The 13,261-nt window shown below is 54.2% G+C and carries 16 protein-coding genes; 8 read left to right on the forward strand and 8 right to left on the reverse strand.

What is annotated here, in order from left to right:
• The first annotated feature begins 3 nt into the window (after nucleotides 1-3).
• Nucleotides 4-603, forward strand: coding sequence for a nucleoid occlusion factor SlmA (slmA, locus tag AC1W8Y_RS02255; RefSeq protein ID WP_482012831.1), 600 nt, complete (start codon nucleotides 4-6; stop codon nucleotides 601-603).
• A 22-nt stretch (nucleotides 604-625) separates the two neighbouring features.
• On the opposite strand, the gene AC1W8Y_RS02260 is transcribed toward slmA, so the two are convergent.
• From AC1W8Y_RS02260 to gpmA, 4 genes are all read right to left on the reverse strand, one after another.
• Nucleotides 626-1,384: a HesA/MoeB/ThiF family protein gene (locus AC1W8Y_RS02260; RefSeq protein WP_482012832.1), complete on the reverse strand. Its 759-nt coding sequence runs from the start codon at nucleotides 1,382-1,384 to the stop codon at nucleotides 626-628.
• Nucleotides 1,381-2,874 (reverse strand): S41 family peptidase, encoded by a 1,494-nt coding sequence (locus AC1W8Y_RS02265; protein WP_482012833.1) that lies wholly within the window; start codon nucleotides 2,872-2,874, stop codon nucleotides 1,381-1,383. The genes AC1W8Y_RS02260 and AC1W8Y_RS02265 overlap by 4 nt, the downstream gene beginning before the upstream one ends.
• 61 nt (nucleotides 2,875-2,935) lie before the next feature.
• Nucleotides 2,936-4,216, reverse strand: coding sequence for a murein hydrolase activator EnvC family protein (locus AC1W8Y_RS02270; protein WP_482012834.1), 1,281 nt, complete (start codon nucleotides 4,214-4,216; stop codon nucleotides 2,936-2,938).
• A 49-nt stretch (nucleotides 4,217-4,265) separates the two neighbouring features.
• Complete coding sequence (gene gpmA, locus AC1W8Y_RS02275; protein WP_482012835.1) at nucleotides 4,266-5,018, reverse strand: 2,3-diphosphoglycerate-dependent phosphoglycerate mutase; 753 nt, start codon at nucleotides 5,016-5,018, stop codon at nucleotides 4,266-4,268.
• Between the two features lie 90 nt (nucleotides 5,019-5,108).
• On the opposite strand from gpmA, the gene AC1W8Y_RS02280 reads away from it, so the two are divergent.
• From AC1W8Y_RS02280 to AC1W8Y_RS02300, 5 genes are read left to right on the forward strand one after another with little or no spacing between them, the layout of a single operon-like run.
• Complete coding sequence (locus tag AC1W8Y_RS02280) at nucleotides 5,109-5,522, forward strand: rhodanese-like domain-containing protein (RefSeq protein WP_482012836.1); 414 nt, start codon at nucleotides 5,109-5,111, stop codon at nucleotides 5,520-5,522.
• Nucleotides 5,523-5,531: 9 nt separating this feature from the next.
• Entirely contained in the window at nucleotides 5,532-5,813 is a 282-nt protein-coding gene (grxC, locus tag AC1W8Y_RS02285) for a glutaredoxin 3 (RefSeq protein ID WP_482012837.1), read from the forward strand.
• A 28-nt stretch (nucleotides 5,814-5,841) separates the two neighbouring features.
• Nucleotides 5,842-6,357 (forward strand): protein-export chaperone SecB, encoded by a 516-nt coding sequence (secB, locus tag AC1W8Y_RS02290; protein ID WP_482012838.1) that lies wholly within the window; start codon nucleotides 5,842-5,844, stop codon nucleotides 6,355-6,357.
• Between the two features lie 36 nt (nucleotides 6,358-6,393).
• Complete coding sequence (locus tag AC1W8Y_RS02295; protein ID WP_482012839.1) at nucleotides 6,394-7,446, forward strand: NAD(P)H-dependent glycerol-3-phosphate dehydrogenase; 1,053 nt, start codon at nucleotides 6,394-6,396, stop codon at nucleotides 7,444-7,446.
• A gap of 20 nt (nucleotides 7,447-7,466) precedes the next feature.
• Entirely contained in the window at nucleotides 7,467-8,429 is a 963-nt protein-coding gene (locus AC1W8Y_RS02300; RefSeq protein ID WP_482012902.1) for a Bug family tripartite tricarboxylate transporter substrate binding protein, read from the forward strand.
• Nucleotides 8,430-8,443: 14 nt separating this feature from the next.
• Here the strand turns inward: AC1W8Y_RS02300 and AC1W8Y_RS02305 are convergent, their stop codons facing one another.
• Nucleotides 8,444-8,914, reverse strand: coding sequence for a tRNA (cytidine(34)-2'-O)-methyltransferase (locus AC1W8Y_RS02305; protein ID WP_482012840.1), 471 nt, complete (start codon nucleotides 8,912-8,914; stop codon nucleotides 8,444-8,446).
• Nucleotides 8,907-9,494, reverse strand: coding sequence for a ComF family protein (locus AC1W8Y_RS02310; protein WP_482012841.1), 588 nt, complete (start codon nucleotides 9,492-9,494; stop codon nucleotides 8,907-8,909). Before AC1W8Y_RS02310 ends, AC1W8Y_RS02305 begins: the two co-directional genes overlap by 8 nt.
• Nucleotides 9,495-9,738: 244 nt before the next feature.
• On the opposite strand from AC1W8Y_RS02310, the gene AC1W8Y_RS02315 reads away from it, so the two are divergent.
• Nucleotides 9,739-10,653, forward strand: coding sequence for a methyltransferase domain-containing protein (locus tag AC1W8Y_RS02315; protein WP_482012903.1), 915 nt, complete (start codon nucleotides 9,739-9,741; stop codon nucleotides 10,651-10,653).
• Here the strand turns inward: AC1W8Y_RS02315 and AC1W8Y_RS02320 are convergent.
• Nucleotides 10,646-11,461 carry a sulfite exporter TauE/SafE family protein gene (locus AC1W8Y_RS02320; protein ID WP_482012842.1) on the reverse strand — a complete coding sequence of 272 codons (816 nt, stop codon included), beginning with the start codon at nucleotides 11,459-11,461 and terminating at the stop codon, nucleotides 10,646-10,648. The two genes, AC1W8Y_RS02315 and AC1W8Y_RS02320, sit on opposite strands and share 8 nt — an antisense overlap.
• Before the next feature lie 93 nt (nucleotides 11,462-11,554).
• Here AC1W8Y_RS02320 and AC1W8Y_RS02325 point away from each other — a divergent pair, with 93 nt between their 5' ends.
• Complete coding sequence (locus tag AC1W8Y_RS02325; protein WP_482012843.1) at nucleotides 11,555-12,538, forward strand: XdhC family protein; 984 nt, start codon at nucleotides 11,555-11,557, stop codon at nucleotides 12,536-12,538.
• 24 nt (nucleotides 12,539-12,562) lie between these two features.
• Here AC1W8Y_RS02325 and AC1W8Y_RS02330 read toward each other — a convergent pair whose 3' ends face one another.
• Nucleotides 12,563-13,246, reverse strand: a complete 684-nt coding sequence (locus AC1W8Y_RS02330) for a response regulator (protein ID WP_482012844.1) — start codon at nucleotides 13,244-13,246, stop codon at nucleotides 12,563-12,565.
• Between the last annotated feature and the right edge of the window lie 15 nt (nucleotides 13,247-13,261).

Here is a 13,261-nt window from a genome sequence, read left to right on the forward strand (position 1 = left end):
CAAATGGCGAGTCGTGCAGGTGAGCGTCGTATTGAGATCTTGCAAACCTTAGCGAGGATGCTTGAAAATCCGACCGCCGGGCGAGTCACGACGGCGGCACTTGCCGAACAGCTTGGCTTATCTGAAGCAGCGCTCTATCGGCATTTCGCCAGCAAAGCACAGATGTTTGAAGGATTGTTTGAATTTATTGAATCCACCATTTTTGGTTTGGTCAATCAGATTCAATCGAATGAAACGATGGGGATTGAGCGACTTCGTCAAACCACAGGGATGCTCTTATCTTTCGCCAAACGAAACCGAGGGATGACGCGTGTGCTGACGGGGGACGCCTTGGTCAATGAAGATCATCGGCTGCAAGAGCGCGTCAACCAGATCACGAGCCGAATAGAGGCAAACTTTAAACAACTGATCCGAGACGGGATCTTAGCGGAGCAGATTGCCGCCGAAACCGATGTCGTCACGATTGCGAGTCTCTTGACGCATTATGTGATGGGTCGATGGTTGAGATTTACGCAAAGCGGTTGGCAAGTCGACCCGACAGACAACATGCTGGCCAACATCAATCTGGTTTTAAGCGGCATTCAGTTGGACCGCAACGCTTGAAAACCGCTACCAGTAGCCGAGATCAATGACGACTATCGGTGCCACAGACGGGGCATGCCGTATCGCGATGAACACGAACACTGTGCCATTGCATAGCTAGGGCGTCGAGCAACAAGAGTCGCCCATTCAACGATGTCCCGATCTCTGCAATCAGTTTGATGGTTTCTGCGGCCTGCATGCTGCCAATGATGCCCACCAGCGGCGAGAACACCCCCGTTGATGCACACGTCAACGCCTCATGGTCTCCCGTTTGGGGGAACAAACAGCTGTAGCAAGGCGCACCTGGCAAACGTCGATCAAACACCGTGATTTGACCGTCAAAGCGGATGGCCGCGCCAGAGACTAAGGGTTTAGAAAGCTTCACACACGCCAGGTTGATCGCGTGCCGAGTTTCAAAATTATCCGTGCAATCCAGCACAACATCGACCCGCGCGACGATCTCGGCAAGTTGCTGTGCGTCAAGTCGCGATGCCAACGCTTGAACAACAATCTCAGGATTCAGGGCGAGCATGGCTGCTCTGCCTGACTCAGCTTTGAGCTCACCCAGTCGAGCCGTCGTATGCATGATTTGACGCTGCAGATTGCTTATCTCAACGGTATCGTCGTCAGCAAGCACAAGATGGCCAACCCCGGCGGATGCCAGATAAAGCGCCGCCGGTGAACCCAACCCACCGGCCCCTACGATCAGCACTTTTGCCGCTAACAGCTTCTCTTGGCCTTCTATGCCCAAGTCATCCAGAAGGATGTGTCGAGCATACCGGAGTAGTGCCGCATCGTTCATTTTGGCGTAACCACGCCTCCAGGCTGAGGCGCGGGCGCTGTGCCGTTCTTCTTGTTCGGCAAGGCCGGCTTCTCTGCCTTGTCTGCCTTGTCAGCCTTATCCGTTTTACCGTCTTTGTCTAACTTAGCGACGGTATTAGTCACCCCTTTCTGAATAGGCTTGCCTTCAAGGTAATTGATCGCTTGTTGCAACTGAAAATCATCAGGTGTGCCGAACTGAAACACCTTGGTTGAATCGGCCGGTGGCGGATCATCGGCGTTGCCTTTGACCTCGCCGTCTTTGGCTTGATCGTTACCCAGATGTCGTTGCAAATCAGCCTCACGAGGCACTCTGAACAGATCGCCTTGTGCGGTATCAGTCACCACTAAATCTGGTGCAATACCAGTCGCTTGAATCGAGCGGCCCAGTGGTGTGAAATAGCGTGAGGTCGTCAATTTGATCGCCGTCTCATCTGAGATCGGCAATATCACTTGAACCGACCCTTTGCCAAATGAGCGATTACCCAAAATTGTCGCGCGTTTGTGATCTTGCAAGGCACCAGCAACGATCTCAGAGGCCGATGCCGAACCCACGTTAATCAGCACCACCATGGGGACTGTCTTGATCCATCCTGGCAAATTCGCCAGATAATCGCCTTCGCCAGCGTCATAGTCCTTCGTCGCCGCCGTATATTTACGTTTTGCATCAGGTGTACGACCGTCAGTTGAGACCACCAGCGCGTTATTTGGCAAGAACGCACCAGCGACGCCAATCGCTGAATGCAACAACCCACCAGGATCGTTGCGCAGATCTAGAACAAAACCTTTTGGTATCCCTTGTGCACCAAGTTCATTGATCTGTTTGACGAGATCCGTCCCAGTTCTCTCTTGAAACTGCGCGATACGCACATACGCGATGCTGTTGTCCAACATTTTGCTTCTAACGCTCTTCACGTGGATCGTATCCCGCACAAGCGTGAGCACGAGCGGCTTATCCATCCCCTGGCGCACAATCGTTAACGTGATCGGGGTCTTCACCGGACCTCGCATTGATTTCACGGCCTCGGTGAGTGTCATGCCTTTCGTCGAAGCGTCATTGATTTTGGCAATCAGATCGCCTGCACGAATACCTGCCTTCGCGGCCGGGGTATCTTCAATCGGTGAAATCACTTTGACGGCGCCATCCTCAGCCCCGACTTCTATCCCGAGGCCACCGAACTCACCTTGCGTCGAACTCTGCATTTCTTTAAAGGCGTCAGCATCAAGATAGGCAGAATGTGGATCTAAATCCGCCAACATGCCGGCAATTGCACCATCAATCAGCTTCTTGTCAGTGACCGGCTCGACATAATTATTTTTAATGGTCGAAAAGACGCTGGAGAACTGTCTTAGTTCATCGAGCGGCAACGGGGATCCCCGTTGAGCCAACGCGCTCACCCCGAGACTCAACAAAACACCAGCCAACAAACCCGCCGACAGCAGCCCAACATGCCTTAATTTACTGGCGCTCATGCACAATCCCGGTAAGAAGATAGATCTCTGTTTCGACGCCCGAGCTGGCGCAGCGTTCAGCCTATTTTGTTAAAAAGAGAATAGGATCCACCGCGACGTTGCGACGTCTTATCTCGAAGTATAGGGCGGAATCCAGTTGCCCGCCGGTATTACCCACTGTCGCAATGGTGTCACCCGTGACAACGACATCCCCAATCTGCTTGAGCATGCTCTGCAGATAGGCGTAAATACTCAGGGATTGTTGACCATGATCAATAATCATGATGTTGCCAAAACCCCTCAGCCACGTGGCATAAACCACCGTGCCGTTTGCAATCACCTGAACCGGCGCCCCCTCGGCAGCAGCAATCAAGAGGCCACGCCACACACCACCCTCAGGTCTGTCGGTACCAAACCGCGCCATGACACGGCCACGAACAGGCCATTTGAGACCCGCTTTCAAGCCCTCCTGCGTCGTTTGTTGCGAAGAATCTGCATTTTTCTTATCGATCACAGCCTGCTGCCGAGCGGCATCCGCTTGCTCTGCCTCCTGCGCCCGACGTTTCGCCAAGACCTCTTGCTCGCGTCGTTTGGCGTCTGCCTGCGCCTCGGCACGCGCCTGAGCCTGCGCTTCTTGCTCTCTTCGGTTAGCTTCGGCCAGCCGCAGCGACATCGCAATCTGTTCGTCAAGGCTCGAAATGAGCTCGGTCAAGTGCTTTTCATCTCGATCGAGTTTGTCTGCCTGGGCTCGCTGAGCAAGCAGTTGACCCTCGATCTGAGCAAGCAGGGTCGTCCTCTCTTTTCTCTGCTTATCGAGGCTCGCTTTTTGATCTTTCTCTTGCTGCACCAGCCCAGCAATTTCACGTTGCTTTTCATCGGCACGCCGTTGCAGCGCTATCAATTCGGCCAGTACACCCTGAACTCGAGCCACCACGGCAGTGCGAGCTTTGGCGACATAGTCGAGGTAGGCTAAATTTCGCCCTAGCAATTGAGGATCAATGCCAGAGAGCCACGCAGACAGTGGTGACAAGCCGCTTTGATATTGTTGACGCAATTGCTCACTCAATAGGCGTCTGTTTTGATTGAGCAAACCTTGCTGCTTGGCAATCTGGACATTCAAATCGTCCAGATCGGTTTGAGCCCTTTTTTGCTGCGCGTCGAGCTCGTTGAGCTTGCGTGAGGAAACAGAAATGGCCAACTCAGAGGCTTTTAAAGCATCACTGGCTTCCTTTCTAGCACCTTCTTTCGCGTCAATTTCTTTTTGTACAGCGGTGATTTTCTCGAGAATTTCAGCCTGCTCGCGCTGTCGTTGCGCGAGCTTGGTGGCAGCATCCTGAGCGCCCGCTGGGACGGGCAGACCCAAGACCCACCCACAAAGCAAGCAAATCAGCCAGCGCCCCCGAAAATACACGTCATCCCTTTTTTGCTTTGCCTTGCGCTGCTACCGCGGCCATCGCGGCTTCAATCTCAGCAGGATCCCCCAGATAATAGTGTCGGATCGGGCGCAACTCATCATCCAGCTCATAGACCAGCGGCTGCCCAGTTGGGATATTCACCCCGATAATGTCTTCTTCTGATAGCTGGTCGAGGTGTTTGATCAATGCCCGCAAACTATTGCCGTGGGCAGCGACAAGCACCCGACGGCCAGCTTTAATTGCTGGGGCGATGGTTTCGGACCAGAAAGGCAACACCCGCGCGACCGTATCTTTCAGACACTCTGTCGCAGGCAACTGATCAGCAGGGATTCTGGCATAGCGCCTATCAAACTTGGGATGCCGCGGATCGTCCAAAGCGATCGGGTTTGGTGCGATGGCATAGGCGCGACGCCAGATCAACACCTGCTCATCACCGAACTTGGCAGCCGTTTCTGCTTTATTCAAGCCCTGCAGATCACCATAGTGCCGCTCGTTGAGCCGCCAGTTGCTGTGGACGGGAAGATACATCGTCTGCATTTCGTCAAGGGCAATCCAAAGCGTTCGAATGGCTCGCGTGAGCATCGAGGTACACGCTAAATCAAACTCGTAGCCCTTTTCTTTCAGTAATTTACCGGCTTGGCGGGCTTGCTCGCGCCCCGTCTCGGTCAAATCAACGTCATACCAACCGGTAAAACGGTTTTCGAGATTCCATTGGCTTTCGCCATGACGCATGAGAACAAGTTTATGCATGACAGACACAGGTTAAAGTTGCGAAAGACGACATTTTATAATTGTTATGTCTTTTGCCCCAATTTGGGCGTTAACCAACCTGGATTCACCGTGGATTTCTTTCTTGCCCCTATCAATCTTCTGCTGGTCGCCGTCGCACTCGGTTCTGGCCTGTTGCTCGCTTGGCCCTTACTTGCAACAGGGAAAACCGGAGGTGCGATCAGCACAACCCAGGCCGTTGTGATGATGAATCAACAGCACGCTGTCCTGGTCGATGTCAGAACCCCAGAATTATTCAATGCTGGTCATATCGCCCAAGCTCGCAACGTCCCCGCCAAAGACCTTGCGCAAAAAGCCAACAGTTTGCCAAAAAACAAGCCCTTGATCTTGGTCTGCGAACTTGGAAAATCGGCACTCTCAGCGGCTCTCGAGCTTAAAAAACTCGGATTTACCGAAGTTTCGATTCTCGACGGTGGCGTGAAAGCCTGGGGCGAAGCAGGTCTGCCCATTACTGCAAAAAAATAAGGAGTCATCGTGAATAAAGTGCTGATGTACAGTACCGGTTATTGCCCCTATTGCACCCGTGCAGAGATGCTGCTGAAGCAACGCGGGGTCACAGAAATCGAGAAAATTCGTATCGACGTCGACACCGAGCAGCGCGACGCCATGATGGCGCGCACTGGTCGTCGTACCGTGCCGCAAATCTATATCGGCGACACCCACGTCGGCGGTTTTGACGACTTGGCGGCTCTCGACAAGGCCGGCGAGCTCATCCCGTTACTAAATTCCCCTTTACCAAATTCCCCGTCACATTAATCCACCAACCCAAACACTGGAACCCTTCATGTCAGATCAAAACGCTCAGACCACCGCCGCGCCAAGTTTCAATTTGCAGCGTGTCTACATTAAAGATTTGTCACTTGAAATGCCGAACGCACCGAACATTTTTCTTGAACAAGACACGCCCAAAGTTGAAGTCAACATCAACGTCGGGGCCAACCCGCTGGCTGACACGATTTTTGAATCAACGATCACCATTACCGTCACGACGCGAATCAATGACAAGGTGCTGTATTTGATTGAGGCCACTCAAGGCGGCATTTTCGAAATGAGCAACATCCCGGAAGATCAAATCGATCCGCTGCTCGGCATTGTTTGCCCGACCATGCTTTATCCGTATCTGCGTGCCAATGTCGCCGATGCCATTACTCGGACGTCGATCCCTCCGTTGCACTTAGCTGAGGTCAACTTTCAGGCGCTTTACGAACAACGGATGAATGAGCTCGCCCAACAAACGAATGATGGCGACGCACCCTCTGACTCGGGCTTGATCTTGCCTGCCAGCGCAACACGTCAGTGACTCTCAGTGGCAACCCAACGTTGAGCGCGTCAGTTGATGACAAGGCCTGACGGATTCAAGCCGCCCGTGCTGGTGGTTGGGGCGGGTGCTTGGGGCAGTGCCTTGGCAATTGCAGCGTCAAGGCATGTCCCAACGCAACTCTGGGCAAGAGACGCCGGCCTGCTTGAACACATGGCGCTGGTGAGACAAAATCAGCGCTATCTGCCCGACATTGATTTGCCCCCCGCACTGAGCCTGACCAGCGATCTGTCTAGCGCGCTTCATACGGTTTGCTCAGGGCCTACCCCGGGATTAATTGTCATCGGCACCCCGATCGCTGGGTTGCGATGGATGTGCGAACAAATCGCGGTTTGGCATAACGGTAGGCAGGGGTTAAATCAATCGTTGCTTGGTGTTGTCTGGACATGTAAAGGTCTAGAGACGGCCAGCGGTGCTTTGCCGCACGAGATCGCTGCAAGTGTTTTTGCGACGGTCCCTCATCTTGCGACAGGGGTGCTTTCAGGGCCTTCTTTTGCCAGAGAAGTGGCGGCAGGTCTGCCAGTCGCGTTGACCGTCGCAAGCACTCAGCCGTTGCTGCGCGACGCGACGATACAAGCCCTACATGGGGGCCCAATGCGGGTTTATGCCAGCGATGATGTCGTGGGCGTTGAGGTTGGCGGGGCACTCAAAAACATCATGGCCATTGCCTGTGGCATCGCCGACGGACTTGGTCTAGGCACCAATGCTCGTGCCGCGCTCATTACCCGAGGGCTCGCAGAAATCTCACGCTTCGGGTGTGCCCTTGGTGCAAACGCGTCAACGTTCGCTGGCTTGACGGGCTTGGGCGATCTTGTCCTCACGGCGACAGGCGATCTGTCACGCAATCGGCAGGTCGGTCTGGCCATTGGCAAGGGACAGCCCGCCAAGCAAGTCTTGGCGCAAGGATTGACGGCCGAAGGCGCACGCTGCGCGCTGGCCGTCAAGCAGCGGTCAAACCAAATGGGCTTGTACCTACCCATCACTGAGGCCGTCTGCTCGGTGCTGTTTGACGGGATGACACCTCAACATGCGGTGAATCATTTGCTTTCTCGTGAGGCCACAACAGAGTGAAACGTTTTCTGAAGCGCGTCATGCGTTTGATTCTCAGTTTGATATTTGCCAGTGCCTCGGCATGCGCGCATGCTGCTTGGCCCCAAGACAAACCGATTCATTTGGTGGTTCCGTTTCCGCCTGGTTCTTCGCCGGATCTGCTCGCACGAACCATCGCAGAGCCGCTGAGTAAGGCATTGGCGCAAACGGTCATCGTCGAAAACAAGGTGGGCGCTGGTGGCAACATTGGCACAAGAGCCGTGGCGAAAGCCAATGCCGATGGCTATACCTTGCTCTACACCATCAACGGCCCGTTAGTCACCGCCCCAAAGTTATACAGCGCGAATTTGGGTTACGAGCCCTCGAAAGATTTGACACCCATCATGCTTGTTGCTACCAGCCCGAATATTTTGGTGGTCTCAAAGAAATTGTCTGTCACAAATTTGGGTGACTTGATTAAACTTGCCCGGCAGCAGCATGGTCAATTGAATTACGGATCCGTTGGTAACGGCAGTGCCTCGCACTTGGCCATGGAAATGCTCATGCAAGCTACTGGCGTAGAACTTAAAAACATTAGCTATCCAGGATTCAATCAAATCACGCTCGCCATGCTGGCAGGCGACATTCAGGCAGCTTTTATGGTGCCGTCGGGGGTGATGAATCAAATTAACGAGGGAAAACTCAACGCCCTTGCCATCAGCAGTCATGCCCGCAGTGATGTGTTGCCAGCGCTCGAACCTATCGCGCAGATGGGCTACCCGACGGTCGAAATGACCTCCTGGAACGCCCTACTTGCCCCTGCTGGGACACCCTCCGACATTATCGAGCGAGTCAACCATCATCTCGTTGACATCCTCGGACAAGAGGACATTCGCAACAAGTTCAAGTCGCAATACTTTTCTGTGGTGGCGTCGACCCCAGAGCAACTGAAACAAAAAATACGTGAAGAACGGATCAAATCCGAAGCCATGATTGAGCAACTGCATTTGTTGCCAGACCAGTGACAATCATGTTTAAGTCATGCACCGCCGACATAGCCTTGTTGTCGCCAGGCGTCAAAGACCACAACGGCTACTGCGTTCGATAAATTCAAACTACGTTGCTCTGGAAGCATGGGTAAGCGGATTCTCTGCGCTTCGCTGAACAATGCTCGTTGTTCAGGGGTTAGGCCGGCAGTTTCGCGACCAAAGACAAACACATCCCCAGGTCGAAACGCCACTTGACCCACCAGTTTGCTGGCCTTTGTCGTTAGGGCAAAACAACGGTCGGCGGGTGCACCCGTGGCAGCTATCGCCAGCTCGAGACTATCGTGGACTTTAACGGGTTGCCACTCGTGGTAATCGAGACCCGCTCGCCGCAGGCGCCTATCGTCGATTTCAAACCCCAAGGGACGAACCAAATGCAGCCTGGCACCGGTATTGGCGCACAAGCGAATCACGTTACCCGTATTCGGTGGGATTTCAGGCTGGACTAGGATGACATCAAACATGCTGCGTATTGTGCCAGACAAGTCTGGGGGTGCGCATCGCCGCTAGCGCAATGACCCCTGCGACCCCACGCTTTCGAAGTGCCAACGCAGCCTGGTGCATCGTGCTGCCCGTTGTCAACACATCGTCTACCAAGCCTACCCAGATGGGTGGCAAGTTTGGCGGCGCGTCGTAGGCGTGCAAGAGTGCTGTTTGACGGGCTTGCTCACTGAGGTGCTTCTGCAATCCAGCTGATTGATTTCGTCGTAGCCACGTCCTTTGGCATGGCAACCCCAACTCGAGAGCTACTGTGCGTGCAATTTCACCCGCTGGATTAAAACCTCGTCGTTTGATCGCTGTGTCACTGGAGGGAATGGGCACGATAGCAAGCAATGCTGGCAATTGTGCGGCCTGTTCGACAATAGCGTGGCCCAACATGCGCCCCATCATCGCAGCCAGAGGTAATCGCCCGCGCTCTTTCAAGTCGTGCATCAAGCCATCGGTGGGAAACGCATAGCGCATTGCAATCACCGAGCGTTCGAAGGCGGGGGCATGCCTTTCGCATCGATTGCAGTACCCTGGCGCAAGCGGCGACCACAGCATGATAGGGTCGGGTGACAGTTCGTCAGAACAGATATGACAACGAGGCCTTGATTGCACCCCAGCTTGAACATCGTGCAAACATTCAACACATAAATCACCCCCAAACGCCTTAAAACCGCAGAGCGGACAAGGGCTCGATAGGCTCAATCGCAAAAACTGGCTGATCGAGTAAAGTCTGCTTTGGCGTATTCGGTGTCTCATCGAGAGATTTTGAGCGACAATCGTGTTTCAACAGCGTGCTGCCATGACGGATTCATCCACCCACCCTCAGTTACCCATTTCAGCCACCGCGGTGCGAGCGCAATTCGCGCGGCGAGGTGACCTCAGCAGCGCACAGTTTTTATATGCTGAAGTTGCCGACCGCATGCTTGATCGCCTCAAGCTCATACGGCTGACCCCCAGTAGCATTCTTGACGCAGGTTGTGGGGCTGGCGCTGGCATCTCATCCTTGAAAAACCGTTATCCAGCCGCACACATCACAGGACAGGATTTCAACCTCAACGCGCTCGCGATGGCGAGAAAAAAACACCCTGAAGGCTGGTCAACGGTGTTCAATAGGTTGCGTGGTAAGGCGAGTGTGATGCGTTGGATTTCGACGGATCTCGCACAAACGGGTCTCGCACCTGAATCCACAGACTTGATTTGGTCGAACCTAGCGATACATTGGCACCCTGCGCCTCATGACGTTTTGCGCGAGTGGTCCAGAATCGTCAAACTCAACGGCTTGGTCTTTTTCTCATGCTTCGGGCCCGATACCTTGAAAGAAGTCAGGCAAGCATTAGCCAGTGCTCGTTTGGTAACGCAAACCCCCGCCTTTGTGGACATGCACGACTTTGGCGACCTGCTGGTTGAAAATGGTTTCGGCGACCCTGTGATGGACCAAGAGCGTTTGACGCTAACTTATCCTTCAGCGGAAACGCTGCTCAAAGACGTTCAGGCGCTAGGCGGCAATCCCAGCACGGGTAGACGGGCTGGGTTAGTGGGACGCAGTTGGCGCACTCGCCTTATTGAGGCACTGGAAAACCAGCGCCATCCAGATGGCACCATACACTTGAGCATCGAGGTTGCCTATGGACATGCGTGGCGCCTGGGACATCGCCGTCATAGCGACAGCGAAACCCGAATCAGCATCAGCGCTATTGGTCGAAAAACTACATAAACGCGCGATAGGCTTTGTAAGCCATGTAGGCCGCTAGCCCAAAGAGCAGATAGGCAAACACGCGCTTGAGGGCTTTGACCGGCAGCTTATGTGCCAAGCGAGCCCCTAGGGGGGCAGTCATCACACTACAAGCGGCCAACACCACTAAAGCGGGCCAATAGATATAGCCCAGCATGTGTGGCGGCAGCGCTTCGTGATGTATCCCTGACCAGATGTAACCAATCGTATTGATCAACGCGATGGGAAAACCCAGCGCAGCGGAGGTACCCACCGCCTGGTGCAGCGGGATATTGCACCAAGTCATGAAAGGTACCGAGACAAATCCGCCACCAGCACCCACGAGACCAGATAAAAACCCGATCCCAGACCCTGCCAAACCTGTGCCAATGGGCCCTGGCATTTGACGGGTTGGTTTCGGCTTTTTGTCGAGCAACATCTGCAAACCAGAATAGCCAACAAAAGCCGCGAAGAGCACGGCCAACCAGCCCGTCTTTAACATCGCAAAGACGCCAACACTTGCTAGCAGCCCACCCAGCACGATACCTGGGGTGAACGCGAGCACGAGCTTCCAGCGCACAGCACCTTTCTTATGGTGAGCAAGCACACTGGAGACTGAGGTAAAGACAATCGACGCCATCGAGGTGGCAATTGCCGCATGCACCACAAGCTCGGGATCGAGGCCCGCCCAGCCGAGTAAAAAGGTCAGAAAAGGCACCAGCAGCATGCCGCCACCAATGCCCAGTAGCCCCGCAGCTAAACCCGTGACGGCGCCAAGTGCCGCCAGACAGAGAATGAAGATTGGATCCATATAAAACCCGAAGATGACGTCAATAGAGCTGATCAGTATACTGATCGGCAGAGCCGGATGGCGCCAAAATCAAAACAATCACCCGAGATCAACATGAACTCACTAGACACTGAAGTACTGCGCCAAGCATTGGATTGGCTTACCGCAGGTCATACGGTGTATTTGGCGACCGTGGTTAAAACCTGGGGATCTGCGCCCAGACAGGCAGGCGCCATGGCCGCGATCCGAGGCGACGGACGACTGGTTGGATCGGTTTCAGGCGGATGCATTGAGGATGATCTCATCGTCAAAGCCCAGACAAACGAACTCCCCGCCCAACCCAAACTCGTGACCTATGGGATTACCCAAGATGAAGCAGCAAAGTTCGGCATGCCTTGCGGGGGCAGCCTGCGGTTGATCATTGAGGGCCTGAACCGAGACAGCTGGCTCGCGACCGTCGTGGCCGCGACTGAGTCTCAGCAACTGATCGCCCGTCTTGTCGACCTGAACACGGGCCACTCATCGCTGCAGCCCGCAAAACCGGGGCAAAAAACCGAGTTGACCGGCGAGACCTGCCAGTTTGTTTATGGTCCCCACTGGCGCCTACTGATTATTGGCGCGAATCAAACCGCTTTAGCTTTGGCGCAAGTCGCCAGCATGCTGGAGTTTCAAGTGATTGTGTGCGATCCCCGTGAGGAGTTCACCGCGGATTTCAATATGTCAGGTGTCGCACTAGAGCGTGGTATGCCAGATGATGTGGTGCTTTCCATTCGAACCGATACGAGAACGGCGATTGTGGCGCTCACGCATGATCCGAAGCTCGATGATATGGCTTTGCTGGAAGCGCTGAAATCAAGTGCTTTTTACGTCGGCGCGCTGGGTTCGGTTCGCAATCAGCGCAATCGGCGTGAACGGCTAAAACTGTTTGAATTAAACGATACGGACATCGATCGCTTACACGGCCCCGTCGGGTTGCAGATCGGGAGCAGAACACCGGCTGAAATCGCCGTGGCCGTTGCGGCTGAATTGGTGCAAGTCAGACGCCAATTAGACGATGAAAGGGTGTCGATGAGTGTTGCGCCTGCGGTTCAGGCGTAACGCAGACGTCCCAGCCCTGCTGACTTAGCTGCTACGCTTGCGAGACTCAATGCCCAATTGCTTGAGTTTGCGGTAAAGATGAGTACGCTCGAGACCTGTCTTATCGGATACCTTGGTCATGCTGTGGTTTTCTTTATTCAGGTGATATTCAAAATACACCCGTTCAAACGCATCGCGTGCATCCCGCAACGGTTGATCCAGTGAAATATCACCCAGCAAACTGCGATCGGGTTCAGGCTCTGCAATCACAACGGGGGGTTCTTCACGTTTAAACACCGACGAGGTGTCCAACGAGCGAGGGGGCGTCGCCGCTGCCATGCCTACCGATCGCTGTGCACTGAAACGCCCGCGCGCCAAGCCCGAAGCAATGGTTTTTAGCAAGCGCTGCAGCGTAATTGGCTTCTCAAGAAAATCAACCGCACCAATACGAGTCGCTTCTACCGCCGTGTCGATGGTCGCGTGCCCACTCATCATGATCACCGGCATATCCAGCAGCCCCTGTGACCCCCACTCTTTGAGCAAAGTCACCCCGTCTGTATCAGGCATCCAGATATCCAACAAGACAAGATCGGGGCGCATGCGCAAACGCGCCGCCCTCGCTTGAGCGGCGTTTTCAGCGAGCTCTACCGTGTGTCCCTCGTCATAGAGAATTTCAGACAGTAGCTCGCGAATCCCAACTTCGTCATCAACAACCAAAATTCTGGCCATATTTCTTTCACCCTT

This window comes from Jezberella sp., assembly GCF_964834465.1.

What these genes read in the sequence shown, in the direction of transcription:
- AC1W8Y_RS02310 (WP_482012841.1), bottom strand. Translation starts at nt 9,494, where the DNA reads ATGCTGTGGTCGCCGCTTGCGCCAGGGTACTGCAATCGATGCGAAAGG.
- AC1W8Y_RS02315 (WP_482012903.1), top strand. Translation starts at nt 9,739, where the DNA reads ATGACGGATTCATCCACCCACCCTCAGTTACCCATTTCAGCCACCGCG.
- AC1W8Y_RS02265 (WP_482012833.1), bottom strand. Translation starts at nt 2,874, where the DNA reads ATGAGCGCCAGTAAATTAAGGCATGTTGGGCTGCTGTCGGCGGGTTTG.
- AC1W8Y_RS02330 (WP_482012844.1), bottom strand. Translation starts at nt 13,246, where the DNA reads ATGGCCAGAATTTTGGTTGTTGATGACGAAGTTGGGATTCGCGAGCTA.
- secB (WP_482012838.1), top strand. Translation starts at nt 5,842, where the DNA reads ATGTCAGATCAAAACGCTCAGACCACCGCCGCGCCAAGTTTCAATTTG.
- gpmA (WP_482012835.1), bottom strand. Translation starts at nt 5,018, where the DNA reads ATGCATAAACTTGTTCTCATGCGTCATGGCGAAAGCCAATGGAATCTC.
- AC1W8Y_RS02305 (WP_482012840.1), bottom strand. Translation starts at nt 8,914, where the DNA reads ATGTTTGATGTCATCCTAGTCCAGCCTGAAATCCCACCGAATACGGGT.
- slmA (WP_482012831.1), top strand. Translation starts at nt 4, where the DNA reads ATGGCGAGTCGTGCAGGTGAGCGTCGTATTGAGATCTTGCAAACCTTA.
- AC1W8Y_RS02300 (WP_482012902.1), top strand. Translation starts at nt 7,467, where the DNA reads ATGCGTTTGATTCTCAGTTTGATATTTGCCAGTGCCTCGGCATGCGCG.
- AC1W8Y_RS02325 (WP_482012843.1), top strand. Translation starts at nt 11,555, where the DNA reads ATGAACTCACTAGACACTGAAGTACTGCGCCAAGCATTGGATTGGCTT.
- AC1W8Y_RS02295 (WP_482012839.1), top strand. Translation starts at nt 6,394, where the DNA reads ATGACAAGGCCTGACGGATTCAAGCCGCCCGTGCTGGTGGTTGGGGCG.
- AC1W8Y_RS02260 (WP_482012832.1), bottom strand. Translation starts at nt 1,384, where the DNA reads ATGAACGATGCGGCACTACTCCGGTATGCTCGACACATCCTTCTGGAT.
- AC1W8Y_RS02320 (WP_482012842.1), bottom strand. Translation starts at nt 11,461, where the DNA reads ATGGATCCAATCTTCATTCTCTGTCTGGCGGCACTTGGCGCCGTCACG.